The sequence below is a fragment of the Clostridium sp. CF012 genome, assembly GCF_018861755.1.
In the GTDB taxonomy this organism is placed as follows: Bacteria; Bacillota; Clostridia; order Clostridiales; family Clostridiaceae; genus Clostridium_AD.
In genome coordinates, this window is sequence record NZ_JAHLEF010000021.1 from 26,614 (window position 1) to 44,282 (window position 17,669).

Annotated in this window: 16 protein-coding genes and 1 tRNA gene; 4 read left to right on the forward strand and 13 right to left on the reverse strand. The window is 31.0% G+C overall.

Going from position 1 to position 17,669, the window contains the following annotated elements; all coding sequences use genetic code 11:
• Positions 1-85 precede the first annotated feature (85 nt).
• Complete coding sequence (locus tag KPL50_RS16935; RefSeq protein WP_216299727.1) at positions 86-1,204, reverse strand: hypothetical protein; 1,119 nt, start codon at positions 1,202-1,204, stop codon at positions 86-88.
• Positions 1,205-1,280: 76 nt separating this feature from the next.
• Positions 1,281-2,414, reverse strand: coding sequence for an SPFH domain-containing protein (locus KPL50_RS16940; protein WP_216299728.1), 1,134 nt, complete (start codon positions 2,412-2,414; stop codon positions 1,281-1,283).
• Positions 2,415-2,638: 224 nt separating this feature from the next.
• On the opposite strand from KPL50_RS16940, the gene KPL50_RS16945 reads away from it, so the two are divergent.
• Positions 2,639-3,286: a hypothetical protein gene (locus tag KPL50_RS16945; RefSeq protein ID WP_216299729.1), complete on the forward strand. Its 648-nt coding sequence runs from the start codon at positions 2,639-2,641 to the stop codon at positions 3,284-3,286.
• Positions 3,287-3,457: 171 nt separating this feature from the next.
• Here KPL50_RS16945 and KPL50_RS16950 read toward each other — a convergent pair whose 3' ends face one another.
• The 6 genes from KPL50_RS16950 to KPL50_RS16975 form a co-directional block, all read right to left on the reverse strand.
• Positions 3,458-4,840 carry a HAMP domain-containing sensor histidine kinase gene (locus KPL50_RS16950; protein WP_216299730.1) on the reverse strand — a complete coding sequence of 461 codons (1,383 nt, stop codon included), beginning with the start codon at positions 4,838-4,840 and terminating at the stop codon, positions 3,458-3,460.
• A 14-nt stretch (positions 4,841-4,854) separates the two neighbouring features.
• A complete protein-coding gene (locus KPL50_RS16955; protein WP_216299731.1) occupies positions 4,855-5,538 on the reverse strand; it encodes a response regulator transcription factor in 684 nt (227 codons plus the stop codon).
• Between the two features lie 19 nt (positions 5,539-5,557).
• On the reverse strand, positions 5,558-6,745 hold the full coding sequence (locus tag KPL50_RS16960; protein ID WP_216299732.1) for a M48 family metallopeptidase: 1,188 nt from the start codon (positions 6,743-6,745) through the stop codon (positions 5,558-5,560).
• A gap of 129 nt (positions 6,746-6,874) precedes the next feature.
• Entirely contained in the window at positions 6,875-8,365 is a 1,491-nt protein-coding gene (locus tag KPL50_RS16965; protein WP_216299733.1) for a nicotinate phosphoribosyltransferase, read from the reverse strand.
• A gap of 22 nt (positions 8,366-8,387) precedes the next feature.
• A complete protein-coding gene (locus KPL50_RS16970) occupies positions 8,388-9,044 on the reverse strand; it encodes an isochorismatase family cysteine hydrolase (protein WP_253200675.1) in 657 nt (218 codons plus the stop codon).
• Positions 9,045-9,096: 52 nt separating this feature from the next.
• Entirely contained in the window at positions 9,097-10,020 is a 924-nt protein-coding gene (locus tag KPL50_RS16975; RefSeq protein ID WP_216299734.1) for an NUDIX domain-containing protein, read from the reverse strand.
• Positions 10,021-10,438: 418 nt separating this feature from the next.
• Between KPL50_RS16975 and KPL50_RS16980 the strand changes: the two genes are divergently transcribed.
• The 3 genes from KPL50_RS16980 to KPL50_RS16990 all read left to right on the forward strand — a co-directional run bounded on the left by KPL50_RS16980 (position 10,439) and on the right by KPL50_RS16990 (position 12,269).
• On the forward strand, positions 10,439-11,161 hold the full coding sequence (locus KPL50_RS16980; protein ID WP_216299735.1) for a YARHG domain-containing protein: 723 nt from the start codon (positions 10,439-10,441) through the stop codon (positions 11,159-11,161).
• A gap of 139 nt (positions 11,162-11,300) precedes the next feature.
• Positions 11,301-12,098 (forward strand): hypothetical protein, encoded by a 798-nt coding sequence (locus KPL50_RS16985; RefSeq protein WP_216299736.1) that lies wholly within the window; start codon positions 11,301-11,303, stop codon positions 12,096-12,098.
• 86 nt (positions 12,099-12,184) lie between these two features.
• Positions 12,185-12,269 (forward strand) — tRNA-Leu (locus KPL50_RS16990).
• A gap of 30 nt (positions 12,270-12,299) precedes the next feature.
• Here KPL50_RS16990 and KPL50_RS16995 read toward each other — a convergent pair.
• The 5 genes from KPL50_RS16995 to KPL50_RS17015 form a co-directional block, all read right to left on the reverse strand.
• Positions 12,300-13,244 (reverse strand): MBL fold metallo-hydrolase, encoded by a 945-nt coding sequence (locus KPL50_RS16995; RefSeq protein WP_216299737.1) that lies wholly within the window; start codon positions 13,242-13,244, stop codon positions 12,300-12,302.
• A 198-nt stretch (positions 13,245-13,442) separates the two neighbouring features.
• Positions 13,443-14,090 (reverse strand): pyrophosphatase PpaX, encoded by a 648-nt coding sequence (gene ppaX, locus KPL50_RS17000; protein WP_216299738.1) that lies wholly within the window; start codon positions 14,088-14,090, stop codon positions 13,443-13,445.
• Between the two features lie 81 nt (positions 14,091-14,171).
• Positions 14,172-15,131 (reverse strand): P1 family peptidase, encoded by a 960-nt coding sequence (locus tag KPL50_RS17005; protein WP_216299739.1) that lies wholly within the window; start codon positions 15,129-15,131, stop codon positions 14,172-14,174.
• Between the two features lie 33 nt (positions 15,132-15,164).
• On the reverse strand, positions 15,165-16,358 hold the full coding sequence (locus KPL50_RS17010) for an SEC-C metal-binding domain-containing protein (protein WP_216299740.1): 1,194 nt from the start codon (positions 16,356-16,358) through the stop codon (positions 15,165-15,167).
• 489 nt (positions 16,359-16,847) lie between these two features.
• Positions 16,848-17,444, reverse strand: a complete 597-nt coding sequence (locus KPL50_RS17015; RefSeq protein ID WP_216299741.1) for a TetR/AcrR family transcriptional regulator — start codon at positions 17,442-17,444, stop codon at positions 16,848-16,850.
• Positions 17,445-17,669 lie beyond the last annotated feature (225 nt).

A 17,669-nucleotide genomic window follows, 5' to 3' on the forward strand; every position in this document is an offset into this window, starting at 1 on the left:
CTGGCACTTTATAAAGGACTATCTCTTTTGAGTTAGTCCTTAATTAATATATAAGTTTATTTTTTCCAGCGAACCTGCACCTCATCTACCTATTTGAAAGATAGAAATATGCTCCCCCACCCACAGCTATAATGGCTAAAATTAGTAACATTACTTTTACAACACTAACTGGAGATTCTCCATCAACTTCACCGGTTTGCCCGTTTATCATAAATCTGTATACTTTAACTTTATAAATATACGCAGAAATCCATACAGGTAGCAAAATATGTTTGAATTTTACTGCATCATAGGAAGTTGAAAAGCTTAAGTTTCGCACTTCATCTCCACCTATTTGCTGCCGAATCTCGTCCCTTAAACTACTTTCTATTTTCTCCTCAGCTAAATTCCAACCTGATTTTAAATCTATGCTATATCTTTCAGCTAAAAAACCGGATAAAAATTCTGGTTTATACTGGACCAGCTCATTTAGATTATAGGGTTCTAGTTTACTTATTATATGTTTATTAATTTGAGATGACGCATTAATTAATATATCATTAAAAAACTTAGAATAATTACCGGATGTATAACTCCATGAAGTTTTTCTAACTTGCTTTGTAACCTGCTTTCTTTCAGCACCCTGCCCAACCCATTCAGTTTCAGTTACATAGTAGTAGGTGCCTCTTTCTGCAGTATAATCTGAAAACGTCTCACTATCATATGTCCAGAAAGGTATATATACGCCATTCATTTTGTTCATGTTATAACTATATTTAAGTGCTCTAGGAGCAAAAAACAATTTCTTTATCCAGTTTGAAAATAATTCTCCCGCTTTATCTTTGGATATAACAAAGGGTATTAGTGATTCAGGGACTATACCTGCTGCTGCTTCAGTTTTTATTATATGTGAAGAACCACAAAAGGCACAAAACTGTGCTGTGCTATTTTCATCTAGTATGGTCTCTGCAGCACAACTTTCACACTTAATTATTCTTTTTTCATTTCCCCAATTCACATTTTCAGTATTCTCTGCAGTATAAAAATCATTTTCAATTATATTTGTTTTTTCAAAATTAACTTCACTTTCATTTGAACAATACAAACATACTAATTTTTGCTTTTTAGGCTCAAATACCATATTACCGCCACAGGTCGTGCAAAGAAAACGTTCTGTTTGTTCCTGCTTAATATCACTATTTTCAGTGCTGGGTGTTTCCACCATAAAATCTCCCCCTAATATATTTCTTAAATAATATTCAGTACACTATCATATTTTTTCATCCTACTATTTGGGAAGCCTAATTATTTGCACTCCCACATTCTGGGCAGAACTTAGCATTTGGAGACATTTTAGCGCTGCACTTTGAGCAGAGTTTTTCTAAATTCTGAGCCTGACCACATTCTGGACAGAATTTTGCATTACTATCAATATCTACTCCACATTTATTACATTTATTCTTTAACTGCTCTAATGGTTTTCCACATTCCGGGCAAAATTTATGATTATTTAACACTTGTGAATGGCAGTGAGGACATTTAACTGTACTATTCACAGAAGTATCTTGCGATGGTGAATTTCCTTTTAGTGACTCTGCCATAATATTTCCAATAGCAGCCCCAGCCCCTATAGAAACTCCTGCTCCAGCAATACCAGAAGTATTTTGAGCTGCATCTCTTATTGCTTCTGCCGCCTGATACTGAGTATACTGATTTAGATTTCCAAGCACCCCCATAGAGGTTCTCTTGTCCAGCACTTTTTCAACCTCTTCTGGAAGAGATAAATTTTCTATTATTAGTGTTTTAAGTTCAAAGCCAAATTCATAGAATTTAGGCTGTAATTTATTTTTAGCTTGCTCGCTTAACTCATCATAATTCATAGCAAGGTCCAGTGCAGGTATTTTAGCTTCACCTAGTAAATCTGTAATACCTGATAGAATAGTACGTTTTAATTGTCCTGAAATGCTTTCGATATCAAACTGCTGATTAGTTCCAAAAAGCTCTTTTAAAAATATCTCAGCATTAGTAACTCCATATGAATAAATACCATACCCTCTTAATCTAAGCATACCAAATTCACTATCACGCATCATTATAGGATTTGAAGTACCCCATTTCTGGTCTGTAAATTGTTTTGAATTAACAAAATACACTTCTGCTTTAAATGGAGAATCAAAGCCAAACTTCCATGATTTTAGCTTAGTAATTATAGGCATATTTTGGGTAGATAAAATATATCTACCTGGGTAAAATACATCTGCTATAACACCCTCGTTAACAAATACAGCAAGTTGAGATTCTCTTACAGTTAATTGTGCTCCCATTTTTATTTCTTTGTTTTCTACTGGAAATCTATATACCATTGTATCTGTAGTGTTATCAGTCCATTCTATTACCTCAATAAATTGATTCTTAATAAAGTCAAATAGTCCCATATTTTCCCCTCCTGTATCACTTTCTCACTTTCAATAAATTCATCTATATTATAATTTTCTATACTCACTTCCAAAATCCCTTTTTTACAATATTATTTATATGCCATATTTACCTTCTTTACACCTTATAAAAACTAGAGTATATTATATATCAACTAAAATTATTTTTGATTTTTGATATTTGGCTCAAAATTATTAAAAAACCATAAAAAGGGGAGATAACCATGGGAAATTTCATTACACCTAAAAATACTAGCTTTGAAGAAATTCAATTTAATATATACGACTCAGAAATTTCATATTATGGTGGCAGTCAGTATTGGTTCCCAAAGAAATTTCATAAACTTAGCGGTTGTGGACCTGTTGCTGCTGCAAATATAACTGCATATTTAGCTCAAACCTTTGCTGATAAATATAATGCACTATATACTTATAAGGGTATTGTAAGTAAGGTAGATTTTACTCTGCATATGATTGAACTCCGAAAATACGTAAAGCCAGGAATCTTTGGACTTACCTCTGTTCGAAAGTTCTCAGATAGTGTTTTGTCTTTTGCAAGTAAAAGAGGCATATCTTTAGCTTCCCATATTCTAGATGATAATGCTTCTACTATTCAAGACGCTATAAACTTTATTTCTAATGCACTATCTCAAAGACTTCCCGTTGCCATCCTAGTTCTTAAACATCCACTAGTTGAATTTAAAGAATATACTTGGCACTGGATGACTATAACTGATTTAAAACTTAATTCTAAAGATAATATATATTATATATCAGTCTCCACCTACGGAGAGCGTCGAGAGATCAATTTAGACTTACTTTGGAATAAAAGGCGTCCAAAAGATATAATTAGGCTAGCATATTTCACGTAAGATTTAACATTCAAGCGCTTCATGTAGCTTAGAATTGAATGGAATAGATTTCATAGTTACCAAGTTTAAAATTAAATATTTTATATATTAAAAGGGAGTTCATAAAGTGAACTCCCTTTTTTCATTAAAGTATTACAATTTAAAACTTCTCATTGAATTTTGGAGATCTGCTTATTTTCTAGGCAATTTCACTTCAACCTTAGTTCCCTTTCCATATTCACTTTCAAAATTTAATTCACCCTTATGTAGTTTTATTATTTCATTTGATATTGCAAGTCCCAGTCCACTTCCTGATTTTTTTGAATTTCCTTTATAAAACTTTTTAGCAATATTTTTTAAATCTTCTTCACTTATTCCTATACCCTTATCCTTAATGGTTATTCCTATATTTTCCTCATTCTCTTTATAGGATATACAAATTGCTTCCCCATCATTTGTAAACTTTAATGCGTTATCTAGTATATTGATAAAAACTTGCTTTAGCCTGTTTTGGTCTCCATCAATAAGTGCAGTTTGCTCAAAGCTTCCAGTTAACATAATTCCACTTTTCTGTGCTCTTGGCTGAAATTCCATAATTATATTTTTTAAAAGTTTGCCTATATCAATTTCATCTATATGAAGAGTAATCCTGCCAGATTGAAATCGTGAAAAGTCTAAAAGCTCCTCAACCATTAATGCTAATCTTTCACTTTCTTCAACTATAATATTAAGTGCTTCTTCTTTTTTAACCTCATCAATAAATTCTTTCCTTTTTAATGTTAAAGCCCAACCTTTTATAGATGTTAATGGTGTCCTAAGTTCATGTGATATTGATGAGATAAATTCATTTTTCAATTTATCATTTTTTAATATTTCCTCAGACATGTAATTTAAAGTATCCGCCATCACACCTACTTCATCATTATATTTTTTATCTACTTTTATTGAAAATTTACCACTGGCCATTTCATTAGCTGCATTTGTTACAACTTTTAAAGGTTCTATAATAGTTTTAGACATAATGAAACTGAGTATTGCTGTGACTAAAATAACAAGTACTCCTATTAACACAAATATGAAAAATATATTTTTAAGCAGTTTATTTACCATTTCCATTGATGTTATAAATCGTATAACTCCAACCTTACTACCATTTGATGTTAAACCTTTTGAAACTGCCATTACACTTTCGCTACTCTCTTTATATTTGCCCTTGAATACTGCTATTTCTCCATTTAGTGCTTCATCAATATCTGGTGATTTTATCTTTATTCCAGTTGATACACCTTTACTATCGCTAATTACTACTCCATTTGTGTCCACTATTTGAATCTGCGAGTTTGTTAAATAAGATAAATTATCCATTATATCATTAGATGCCTTTGAAATATCTGTACCCACAGAGTATTTTTTGAAAAAGTTACTTGATATCTCAGCTTGATTTTTTAATGTACTTTCAATGGTGCCTATATAATATTTTTTTATACTAATCATAAATATAGTCTCAGATGTAACTACAATTAAAATTATAAGTATTAAGTAACTTACTGTAAGCCTTGTCTTAATACTTCTCAATACACAACCTCCCCTCATTTTCCAAACCTATATCCCACTCCCCAAACCGTTTCTATATAAACGGGCTTTGATGGATTATCTTCTATTTTCTCTCTAATTCTCCTTACATGGACATCAACAGTCTTTATTTCTCCAAAAAAGTCCTCTCCCCAGGCCAAATCTAAAAGGTTTTCCCTTGAAAGAGCTTTATTTATATTTTCCATCAATACCTCTATAAGAGAGAACTCTCTAAAGGTGAATTCTATTTCCGCATCATTTTTATAGAACTTTTTTGATGATTTATTAAGTTTCAATTCTATATAAGTGAGAATATCTGAATTATCATTATTTCTTTTTGTTTTTCTTAAATTAGCATTTATTCTTGATATAAGCTCCATTGGATTAAAGGGCTTGACCATGTAATCATCTGCACCGATATCAAGTCCTATTATCTTATCCATATCCTGTGCCTTTGCTGTTAACATAATTATACAGCAATCGTAACCCTTTCCCCTTAATCTTTTACATACCTCATAACCATCTATATTAGGTAGCATTATATCAAGGATTACTACATCAGGTTTTTCAGTTTCATATTTAATCAGTCCTTCCTCCCCAGAGGATGCTTCTATAACTTTAAATTTACTTAAAGATAAATTTAAAGTTATAAAGTCCCTAATATGTTTTTCATCCTCAACAACAAGAACCTTTTCATTCATTAACCCACACCCCGAATTATTATTTTATTTCATTCAGCTCTACATGGTCTTTTACAGTTTCATTTTTAAAATACTCCTTTTTTTCAAGGCTTTTAATTACGTCCAAATATTTTTGATAATATCCCATTCCCTTATCATCTTGTTTTAGTTTATAGTATGATTTTGCAAGTTCCAAATAAATATTTGATAAAGTTTTTTCATCGTTCATATAACTAAAATCATTTTTATCATCTTTAACCATATTATTTGCTTGTAGTTTCTTAAGTTGTTTTGCTGCTACATCTTCCGAAACAATCTTTGCCTCATCATATTTTTTAAGCCCATTTAGTGCCTGTGCCTTTATTAAATAAAATTCAGTGTCAGTAAAAAATTTAAAGGTTCCATTTTTATCATTATTTGCAGCAATACCTATCTTTATAGAATTAATAGCATCATTATACATATTCGCTTTTACCTGTGAATCAGCTAAAAAGTACCAGTGTGCAACATCCTTAGAATTCTTAGCCATTATATCTTTATAGTATTTTACTACACTTTTGAAATATTGTGGATATAAATCTTTAGCATAAGTAAATTTTTCACCATCAAATCTAATTAAGTCAATTCCATAGGATTTATCTGGTCCATATACTGACCATCCTGCAAAAACAAATCCCTTTTTATCATTTTCTAAAGAAGTATTTAGTATCTCCATCTTATTCCATATTCCTAAATCTACTTTATTCATTTCATCATCATTAAACGTAAATAAGTTATATGTCGTCCCTGCATGGGTAGAAATAAGATTTCCAAACAGCAAGGTTTTTTTACCATTTCCATATAAATCTATAAATTCACTTTTTAATATATTATTTCCTTGATTTTTGTACTCATAAATCTTATTCCATTTTCCGTCTTTTTCTTTAATTACCACAAACCCCTTTTCAAAGGCTTCTGGAATATCAAAAAATCCTATAATCTCATCTTTTTTATCATTATCAACATCCACCTTAATAACAGGTTTCCCTGTAGCTATCTTTAATACATCCACTAGCTTTGATTTATTAGGTAAAAATTGTTTTGCTATTGAATTTATGTCTTCCTTTTTAACCTGTGATTCTAAAATTTTAGGTGACACTATTAATTCACTTGGACTTGGTGCACTACACCCCCCTATAAACATTAAAGACGCCACCAGCGAAAACGTTAATATAGCTTTTCTATTCATATAAAACACCCCTTAATTATTTTTTCCTGTCTATGTTTCTATTCTAAACCTTATTTAAAATAAGATAGTTACATAGAAATAAAAAATGGTTACAGAAAAATAAAATTTCTTGGAGTATAAGATAGAATTCTATGCTTCATATTTCTCCTCTGAATTTTTATACCTTTCAATTAATTTCTGTTTAACCATCCAAAGTTCCTTAGATAAATCTACATAGTATTTTTGAGGATTAGAAAATCTCCTAACTTCTTCCCATATGCTGTCTACTTGAGTCTTACAATAAGTCCTTATTTCCTCAATTGTTGGTAATTCATATACACATTCTCCCTTAAGGAAAACTGGAACTTGAAGCTTTTTAGCATAAAAATTAGTGACCTTTTTCTTCTTCCAAATAGAAACTGGATCAAATATAATATAAGGCTTTGAATCATTTATAACCTCGCTTGCCAATGTTATAACATCAGCGATTGCCATATTAGTTTTCTTATCATATAATCTCCAAATCATTTTATATCCTGGATTAATAATTTTTTCTTCATTTTCACTTAATTTAATTCTAGGCGAAATTTCTCCACTTTCTTCAACAGCCACTAATTTGTAAACCCCACCAAATACCGGTTCTGATTTAGCGGTAACCATTCTTTCACCAACGCCAAATATATCTATTTTAGCATCTTGGTTTAGTAGATCTGTAATTATATATTCATCTAAACTATTTGAAGCTACTATCTTACAGTCTGTAAGACCTGCCTCGTCGAGCATAATTCTTACTTTTTTTGAAAGATATGCAAGGTCACCACTATCTAGTCTAATTGCTTTTAATCTCATTCCAATTGGTTCCAGCACATCCCTCGAAACTTTAATAGCATTAGGAATACCACTTTTTAAAACGTTATAAGTATCAACAAGCAAAGTACAGGAGTTTGGGTAGGTTTTTGCATAGGTTTCAAATGCCTTATATTCATCTCCAAATAATTGTATCCAGGAATGAGCCATTGTACCAGTTGCAGGAACTCCAAACATAGTTTCCGCCATTACTGTGGCGGTACCTGTTACACCCCCTATATAAGAAGCCCTTGCTCCCATTATAGCTCCGTCAGCTCCATGCGCCCTTCTTGCCCCAAGTTCCAAAACTGGTCTTCCCTTTGAAGCCCTAACAATTCGGTTAGCCTTAGTAACTATTAAGCTTTGGTGATTAATTGTTAATAGCAGCATTGTTTCAATAAGTTGTGCATCTATTACCTTTGATTTAACAGTTACAAGTGCTTCATTCGGAAATACTGGTGTTCCTTCAGGTATTGCATAAACATCTCCAGTAAATTTAAAAGTTAATAGGTATTGTAAAAATTCCTCTGATAGAATCCCTTTGCTTCTTAAGTATTCAATATCTTCCTGGGTAAATTTAAGTTTTTTAATAAAATCAATAAGTTGCTCAAGGCCTGCAACTACTGAGTAACCTGCTCCATCCGGATTCTTTCTGTAAAACATATCAAAATATACAATAGTGTCTGAAAGTCCATTTACAAAATATCCATTTGACATTGTTAACTCATAGAAATCCATTAGCATTGATAGATTTCTTTCATCTTTAATATTGAAGTTGTTTAATATTTTACTCAAATAAATCACTCCCTCTTAATTTCTATATTATACTATCTACTACTTCTATACCATTTGATTGCATTTCCCAGAGAGAAATAACTTTCATTAAATTCCCATCGTGGACTCCAAAATCAAAGGTTTCAACTGAGTCCACGGGAACTATAATTCTTCTGCACAGGTTCTTTTGATTGAAATATGTCTTTAAGGTTGTAGCAAAATGACTTATACAAATGTCAACTTCACAGCCTACAACGATATAATTTTCAATGTTCTCCTCGTTCTCATCAAGCCATACTTTAAATTCTGGTGCATGAAAACCATTAGTACTATTTTTAGATATCATTGTAGTATTACTATGAGAGGTAGCAGCTGCTTCCCTTAACTCTTTAATAAGCTCGGATTCTATGCTATCTTTCAAACAATGCTTAGCATAATTATTAAACTCCACTGAATTTTCATTATGCTGATCTAAAAAGAATATTTTTTTAAACCCATTTGTTCTTTCGTTAATAGTTACTAAATTATTTATTATTTCTGTAACTCTTTGTGATGATAATGCACCTTGGTTTACAAATCCATTTACCATATCTATCACAATTAGTGCTGTTTTTTCTTTTGAAAGGTCTCCTAAATTAAGTATTTTACCACTTATTTCCTTTTCCATATCAAATATTTTATTTATCATTAAAGCCATCATATAAAATACACCTTCCTATTTTTATACTTAAATTAGTATAATTCATTTTCCATTATTCATCAAAAAAACTATGTTCCCAGCTTTCATTAAACCTATAGCAAATGGCAGGTCTTCCTGATGTCAATTTTTCCTTTTCAGTCTTTATTACCATTTTTTTAATTTTTCTTCTAAAATTAGCTCTTGAAAATGGCCTTTCTACATTTAATATCGATTCATAAACCTTTTGAATTTCTCTTAATGTAAAATATTCAGGTAAAAGAGTAAATGCTATAGGTGTATATTCTATTTTATTTTTTAATCTTTCAATAGCACAATATACTAAATCAATATGATCAAAGGCAAGTTCCTCTTTACTCCACGCTAAAAGCTCATATGAAGGTACTTTAATTGAAATAATACCATTATTAACAAATCGCTCAGTGACAAGATACCCTATCTTAACCTCACCATCATCAGAAACAAAAGTTAGATTGTAGGTATCAACTCTCTCTATTCCTGAATTATTAGAGGAAATAAAATCTTTTCTTACAGTAAACCATTGTGCACAAGTAGCGTCATCTCCCGCTACTTCCTTAATATTAGTTTTATCTGCTAAGGCTAAATAAGCTATTGAAATAACTCTCATTCTTGGGTCTCTTTCTAATGAATCACCGAAAGTTTTTAACTGTTCAAAATATATACTCTCAACATTAGTTTCTTCCTTCAGCAGTCTATAGCAAGCGGTGCTTAAGGCTTCATTAATATGTATAAACCCTCCTGGAATAGCATAGCATCCCATGTATGGATGGTCTGCCCTTTTTATTAAAAGCAATTTAAGTGCTTTATCAGGGTCTTTTCCCTCTACGGGTACATCATCTACAGTAAAAAGTAGCATATCCACTGTACTCGCTGCACTTTTATAATTCCCTGGTATATAACTTTCTAAAAATTCCTTTTCTGTTAACCCATCTTTATTTTTTACATCTATACTTCTCATAATCATTTTTCCTTTCTTATCTGTTATTTGTTATTTTTATGACTATGCAAATCTCTTATTCTTTGTACTACTTTGATACTATCACCTTAGCACTATTATAGTACAAAGTCAAGATATTTTACATTGTTTTCTATATTTAATAATGTGCTCAAAAGAAAAATAGACATATCATTTACTGTATTAAGTATCCTATAGCTATCTTGCATAAATCATACATTTTCAATTGGTTATTACAAACAAAATTATTGCGAATAAATTGAATTTATACATTATTCCTTATATTTAGATTTTATAGATGCTTTATTAAATTAATATAAACTTATTATGAATTGTTGACTTTTCTATGTTATAACCTTTAAAACCTGCCTTTGTTTTAGTATAATAGTTATTATCCAGCTTAGTGAGGAGATGATAATTTATGTATTGTTCTAAATGTGGCTATCAGTTAGAAGATGGCACGAATTTTTGCAGAAAATGTGGTAGTAAAAATATATATAATAATTTAACACCTAATGAAAAAAAATCAAACTTAGATTTAAATACTACTTCAAAAGAAACTAATAATATAGAAAATAACACTATAGAAATTAAGCCTAAAGAAGTTACTAGTAAGCGAGCTAATTCAAAAAAAATTGATACTAAACAAACTAAACCTAAAGGTTTTATTGTCCTTGGTATTTTAATACTATTATTATCTGTAGGCTTTGGTAGCTATTACATTTCGGTTACAAAATTTTTCTCTGATAATTCTAAAAAATTGGAGGATACAACGCCAAAAAGTAAGGTTACCCCTACTGATGCTCCCCCTAAAAAAGATGCTATTATAAAACCAGATGTTCCTGCACCTACAGATAAAACTGATATAAGCAACATGGATTCCCCTGATTATTATATCTTTCCTAAAAGCGGAAGTGAAAAGCTAATAGAAGCTGATGTTTCTAAATTAATCAAAGAAAACTTAACCTTAGCTAGAAATGAAATTTATGCTAGACATGGACTTGTATTTAAAGGTGAACAGTTTAAGAGCTATTTCAGTAAAAAATCTTGGTATACACCAAACCCTAACTTTAAAGGTTCTGATGGAGAACTAACTGATGTAGAAACATATAATATACAATTAATTCTAAAATATGAAAATTAGTCATATCATTCATTAAAGATTTACAATTTTGCCACCTCTTTGTCATTAAAATGTATTATCCTATAAATACAGTATATTTTAAATTGAATATAAAGTTCACAAGTCACAAATAAAATATACATATTTGGAGGAAATAATAATGAAAAAAATAAAAAAAAATAAATTTAATAAAATTGCTGCACTAGCAATCATAGTATCTGTATCTAGTTCAGGATCACCAGCTTATGCACTTACGACCTCAAATAATAAATCATCAAATACTAATACTTCAAATTTACAACATTATAAAAATGGTGTTAATATTATAGGGAAATTAGATAACCTTGTTACCGCGGGCAGTATTAATAAATTCCAAAAGGCCGCTGTGATAAATTATCTTGTAACTTATAAACAACCAATGCCAAACTCAAATATTGATAAATTATCCACTACTGGAACAGTTACTAAAGCTGAAGAAGCTATTATATCCAATCTTTTTGAAACTTATAACCTTTCTATTTCAAAAGCCATTAAGGATAATTTCAGCTCTAGGTTAGGCACACTTGTAGACTTAGACACTATTACCGAGTTCCAGAAAAAAGAAATTATGAATTTATATCCTACTTCTAAAACCGACACAGGGGAATTGCTAGATATTAATACCCTTGTTAGCAGTAACACTATAACTAAAGATCAAGAAACTACTGTATTAAATAGCTTTATGTATTGTAAAAAATCAACCTCTAAAACTATTAATGACATTTTATTGTCCAAACTTGATAAGTTAATTTCATTGGGAACTATCAATGCTGTTCAAAGGGCAGCTGTAATAAATCTTGCTAAAATTCCCAATAATGATTCACAAAAACTAGAATTGCATAGAAGGCTAGATACCCTTGTCGCTGTAGGCACAATAACTAAAGACAATGAGAGCAAAATAATAAATGCTTTAGTTTAAAGTAAATAAAATAATGTATTGACATATATATGCATAGATGATAATATAATTTATGTTGATGGAACGTTTTCATTAACGTCATCTATGCAGATGTGGCGGAATTGGCAGACGCACTAGACTTAGGATCTAGCGCTTTACGGCGTGCAGGTTCAATTCCTGTCATCTGCACCAAAAAAGCATTCATTTTATGAATGCTTTTTTTTATTCTTCTTTATCATCTACGTATAAACAGGTATCCGGTGTCCTTGCCACGTGGATGGCACTATATTTTAGAAATCCCTCATCCATATTTAACTCTAGCATTCCTGTTTCATTTAAATATTCAACATAGGACCTTAGCATTCTTACTATGATGGTATATCTATATCTGCTTTTTATATGAATATTAAAACTTTCAATGACAGCTTTCAGGATATCTTCCATTGTCATAGAACCCTGTATAACATTATATATTGTTGATGCTCGAGCCTTATAGAAATTTATATTATCAGTTATCAGTTCTGTAATATCATCATACATACCTTTGTGCGCCACTACATATTTGCTATATTTAAAATCATAAAGCTTTACTTTACTTTTCAAATCCTCACTAAGGATATAGGCGTAGGGCATTTTAGCACCCCTCATAACTTCATAGCTTATAAGACTATCTGCTAGATACGCAACATCATCAGGAGTAATGATACATATATGTGCCGGACTGTGACCTGGTGTATGAACAACCTTAAATTTACTCCCCCGAACTGCTATACTATCCTGGTTATTCAAAATCATAATGTCTGTTTCACAAACCATATGTCCAAAATGCTCTGTAACTTCAGTTAATGTTTGGCTATTATAATAAAGCTTGAGATTGACTGTGGAACTGCAAATAAGAGCTTCATAGGCTGGCATAGCTATAATACAGTTGTATTTTTTCTTGAAAAATGTATTATTGCCTATATGGTCTATATGAGCATGAGTACATATTATAGCAACTACCTTAAAATTGTTTTCTTCTAGAAGCTTATCTATTCCTTCTCTTTCTCCTTCTGCCCAACCTGAATCCAACATAATAATTTCCTCATGATTAATTTTATAAAAAGGTATGTACGTCATACCCGTATCAATACAAAATGTATTTCCCTTTATTTCTTTTATTTTCATATATTATATTTAGCGATAGTGTAGTTACAAGTACACAAAAACACCAAATAGTCACTTCCCTTCTTTTTATGAGCTTTTATTTTATTATTAACTAAAGTTTTCTTTTTTAGTAAAATTACTATAATATTTAGAAATAACGATAAATATATCAGAGTATAGAACGATGTATGATATAGTGGATTAATCCGTTACTTCGGATTAATCCACTAATTTTTCAACCAATGACACCAGTTCTTCCATGCTATTTACAACATAATCAGGTTCATACTTAAGGAGCATATCCATAGGTAGTGCACTCCAACCAACAAGCACAGACGCAATTCCTGCATTTTTTCCGCACAAAATATCATAGGGACTATCTCCCACAAGTAAGGTTTCCTCTGGTTTTCCTCCCAATTCTTTTAAAGCCATTAATGCTGGGGTAGGGTCTGGCTTATGTACATCCGTACTATCTGCTCCTACAATAGTTTCAAAATAATCCTTAAGTCCGAAATGGTTTAATCCCCTCAAGGCGGAATCATTTAAACGAGAAGTGACAATTCCAAGCTTATAGCCTTGCCTATGAAGCTCTATTACCCCTTCCTTTATCCCGCTATGGATGGAAATTAACTTTTCAAAATTTCCAATTTGAAAATCACGATAGGTTTTAATCCCCTCAACTCCTGCATCCCCAAGCTCTCTATCTAATGTAACTTTTAAAATTTCCCCAAAGTTTTTGATAATCTCCACGTTATTCACTTGTTTGTTTAAGTGTTTTTGATAAGTATGTTTAAATGATTGTATAATTAATTCATTTGTATCTAACAAAGTCCCATCCAAATCAAACAAAATATTTCTAATAGCCATAAATTTTTCTCCTTTTTAACTCTAATATCAGAGTTACTATGATATTTTATATTTATTCTCAATCTCTTATTTGCATTTGTTTTAAAAATTCTTATAGGCCTTATATCCTTCAATAGGTTCTGCTTCTTTAACTCCTCTTAATACTGCTTCTTCTACTACTCTAGCAGCTAATAATCCTACAAGATTCACATCCACTTCAATCTCTCCTGTTCCAAGCGCAAATATAGTATCCCCATCAAACATGGTATGAGAAGGTCTCATTGTTCTAGCATATCCATCCTGTGCCATAGATGCAATTTTCTTTGCCTGAGCTTTTGTAAGCTTAGCATTAGTTACCACAATACCAATGGTAGTATTCATAATAAATGGATTCTCTAATTCACCATACCCACTTATAATCAATTCTTCTGAATTAACAAACCCATCCTTAGAATCATTTAATGTTCCTACAATTATAGTACCAGTCTTTGGATCCACTACATCACCCATGCAATTAACAGCTACTACTACGCCTACCTTTAAATCGCGTACTTGCACGGCATAGGTTGAAAGGCCACCCTTCATAGAAAATTCTGATCCTTTATATTTCCCAACAGTTGCCCCTAGTCCGGCTCCTACATTACCATATATCTCCTTTTCATTTTCTGAATTAACACAGGCTTCATAGCCCATCTTTCTATCTGGTCTTACCTTACTATCACCAATACTTAAGTCATATAACACTGCTCCTGTTACTATAGGTATCTTTGTTAATCCCGCCTTAAAACCAATATCCTTCTCTTCTAAATACTCCATTATTCCAGTAGCTACATCAAGTCCAAAGGCACTACCTCCTGAAATAAAAACTCCATGAACCACATCTACAAGATTAACTGGATCTAGAAGGTCTGTCTCTCTTGTGCATGGAGCCCCACCTCTAACATCTACTCCTGCAGTTACACCCTCTTTTGCAATAACAACAGTACAACCTGTTACAGCTTTTTCATTTTTTGCATGCCCTAGTTTAAATCCCTCTATCTCATTAAAACTAATTTCTCTCAAGTGAATACACCCTTTCTTTAGAAATTCAGGAAACTATTTCAAACAGCAATTCTTATATTTTTTACCACTTCCACAAGGACAAGGATCATTTCTACCAATTTTAGTATTTAAAGCCTGCTTAGTATTATCTGGAACGGACTGCAGTTGACTTTTTTCTGCATTACGTACCTGAGTTGGACTATGCCCTTTTAAATACCATTGAATAGAATTATTATAAACCGAAGTAAATATCTCTGCCACTTGATTTAGCTGTTCTAAATCTTCCATTTCAAAACTCGATAAAAATTCTTTTAATATCTCATTAAAATCATATCCGATTTTAAAATTAAATTTAATGCCTTCAATGTATCCCATAACTTGCTGTTTTGAAACTTCAAAATTATCACACAGATAATTAATTAGTTTTCTATCATATTCGTTCCACTCCACGAAATCAACTTTAGAGGCTTCTATTACTTGCTTTTCAGTAAGAGAAAAATAATCTAAATTGCTTTTCATTTTATGCTGAGAAATTAACTCATCTATACTCCTAATATCTTCTAAATACCAGTAATCCTTATGAAAATTCACTTCATTATCTTTTATGGAACTTTCATATATAATATTAAAAATATTAACCATACCCAAGTCTTTTTTAATATAATTAGTTATCATATCATAGGTTTTATGGGAAGGTATTGCACCATAATAAAATAAAAGCCCTCTTAAAAGCATATTTACCTTTTCATTTTGCTTTATTGCACCCACAATGGTTATGTCGTTTATTAATGAATTAATACCTTCTAATATATCTTCAGGTATAAAAATATAATTTTGATCATTGTTATCTTTAAAGCAGCCTATTATACCAAATCGTTTTAAGTAAGAAAAGCCCTTAAATAACTCCTCTTTATATTTTAATATCCCCTTATGTTTTACCATGTTTTTAACTAATTTATATTCAATATCAGTAAATTTTTTTAATATTTCTGAGAGTAATCCTTTAATATTACCCTCAAGAGCCTCAGCAAGCTTTTGCTTATTTAATGAGCTGATACCTGAAATATGTAAATCTTTCCTTATATCATCTAAATCATTTTTAGTATATGTAGCAAGAGTTTCATTTAATGAAACCTGTTTGTTTAAGTTTGAAAAGCCTTTATAAAAGCTTTTAATTCTTAATTCTTCTAAATATTCAATAGAGTGCTTAAAGTTGTTTATTAAATTATCTAGTTGATTACGGTTCATTTATATCACCACCAATTACTTTATTATATCGTTTTTTCTTACCTTATGCACTATTTACCTAAACACTACAATTAGTATTCTATAAAACCAATTCAAATCCAACACCATTTTTTTGAATTTTTAACTATTCACACAATATTAATTATTATTTAAAAATAACTCTTTACAAATACATATTACCATGTTATTATATATTTACAAACAAGATTTAAACCAATATAAAAAGTGGAAATGATTCCACTTAGATATTTACTTTCATTAGAGATACAAAATAATTTGCTAATAGAAAGGGGATAGTCCAATGGTCCATATTAAATTTTTAGAGGGTAGTACAAATTTATAAGTAAGAGGTCTTTAAGATATGTAAAAGACATAGAACAATACTTTAATTGAAAAAATAATTACTATGCTCGACTTAGTTAAAAATTAAATATAGTATATATTAAAAGGTAGTTCGTAAAATGAACTACCTTTTTTCTGTTGCATATTTTATATTCCAGCCAATTGGTCCAAAAACTTTGGAATCCCATCTTTAAGAATCTGATGATAAACTTTTAAAATATCACTCAATTCCGCAGGATTCGCTCCCAGTAGAGTTTGCATGACAATACCATCTATAGCGCCAATAAGCAGAGATGACAATGCCTTATTATATTTAGTAGGTGCCTTCCCGTACATATGCTGCATTAATTCTTCTGTTCTACCTACCCATTCTTGATATTTCTCCTTGAATTTTTCTTTAAGTTCAGAATTACCCTGAATGGCTTCCTGAGCCAGATATAACTGGATACGATTTTCATCAGTCTTTTCAAATCGTTTTACTATATTTTCAAAAATTTCTTCAACAAGCTCCTCGCGACTGCGTTTTATCCCCTTAGATTTCTCAGCTATTCGCAGTGTTTCCGAAAGGCTCTCATCCATAACTTCATAGAGAATATCTTCTTTGCTTTTGTAATAATGGTATATAGCCCCGGTGCTAAGACCTGCTTCTTCAGCGATCCCTCTCATGGTGGCACCCGCTATACCACTTCGACTAATTACACTCTTAGCCGCTTGGACAATTCGTGATTTCCCCTCTATTGACATGCGTTATTTACCTCCAAACCTATTGTTTTCCCTCCCATTATAGCATATTGCTTACATTTCATCTCCTCTATAAAAATACAAGATTTCATCATATTTTATAATATAGATTTTATTTACAGTTATATATTGACAATGACATTAGAGATGCTATACTAATATTATACCGAACGCTTGTTATGTTTTCGTTTACATTTAAAAATAAAATTACATTATTAATCTTACTTC

Coding starts and splice junctions, on each gene's coding strand:
- ppaX (WP_216299738.1), bottom strand. CDS start 14,090: ATGGCTATTAGAAATATTTTGTTTGATTTGGATGGGACTTTGTTAGAT.
- KPL50_RS16985 (WP_216299736.1), top strand. CDS start 11,301: ATGAAAAAAATAAAAAAAAATAAATTTAATAAAATTGCTGCACTAGCA.
- KPL50_RS16980 (WP_216299735.1), top strand. CDS start 10,439: ATGTATTGTTCTAAATGTGGCTATCAGTTAGAAGATGGCACGAATTTT.
- KPL50_RS16935 (WP_216299727.1), bottom strand. CDS start 1,204: ATGGTGGAAACACCCAGCACTGAAAATAGTGATATTAAGCAGGAACAA.
- KPL50_RS17010 (WP_216299740.1), bottom strand. CDS start 16,358: ATGAACCGTAATCAACTAGATAATTTAATAAACAACTTTAAGCACTCT.
- KPL50_RS16970 (WP_253200675.1), bottom strand. CDS start 9,044: ATGATGGCTTTAATGATAAATAAAATATTTGATATGGAAAAGGAAATA.
- KPL50_RS16995 (WP_216299737.1), bottom strand. CDS start 13,244: ATGAAAATAAAAGAAATAAAGGGAAATACATTTTGTATTGATACGGGT.
- KPL50_RS16940 (WP_216299728.1), bottom strand. CDS start 2,414: ATGGGACTATTTGACTTTATTAAGAATCAATTTATTGAGGTAATAGAA.
- KPL50_RS16975 (WP_216299734.1), bottom strand. CDS start 10,020: ATGAGAAGTATAGATGTAAAAAATAAAGATGGGTTAACAGAAAAGGAA.
- KPL50_RS16945 (WP_216299729.1), top strand. CDS start 2,639: ATGGGAAATTTCATTACACCTAAAAATACTAGCTTTGAAGAAATTCAA.
- KPL50_RS16960 (WP_216299732.1), bottom strand. CDS start 6,745: ATGAATAGAAAAGCTATATTAACGTTTTCGCTGGTGGCGTCTTTAATG.
- KPL50_RS16955 (WP_216299731.1), bottom strand. CDS start 5,538: ATGAATGAAAAGGTTCTTGTTGTTGAGGATGAAAAACATATTAGGGAC.
- KPL50_RS17015 (WP_216299741.1), bottom strand. CDS start 17,444: ATGTCAATAGAGGGGAAATCACGAATTGTCCAAGCGGCTAAGAGTGTA.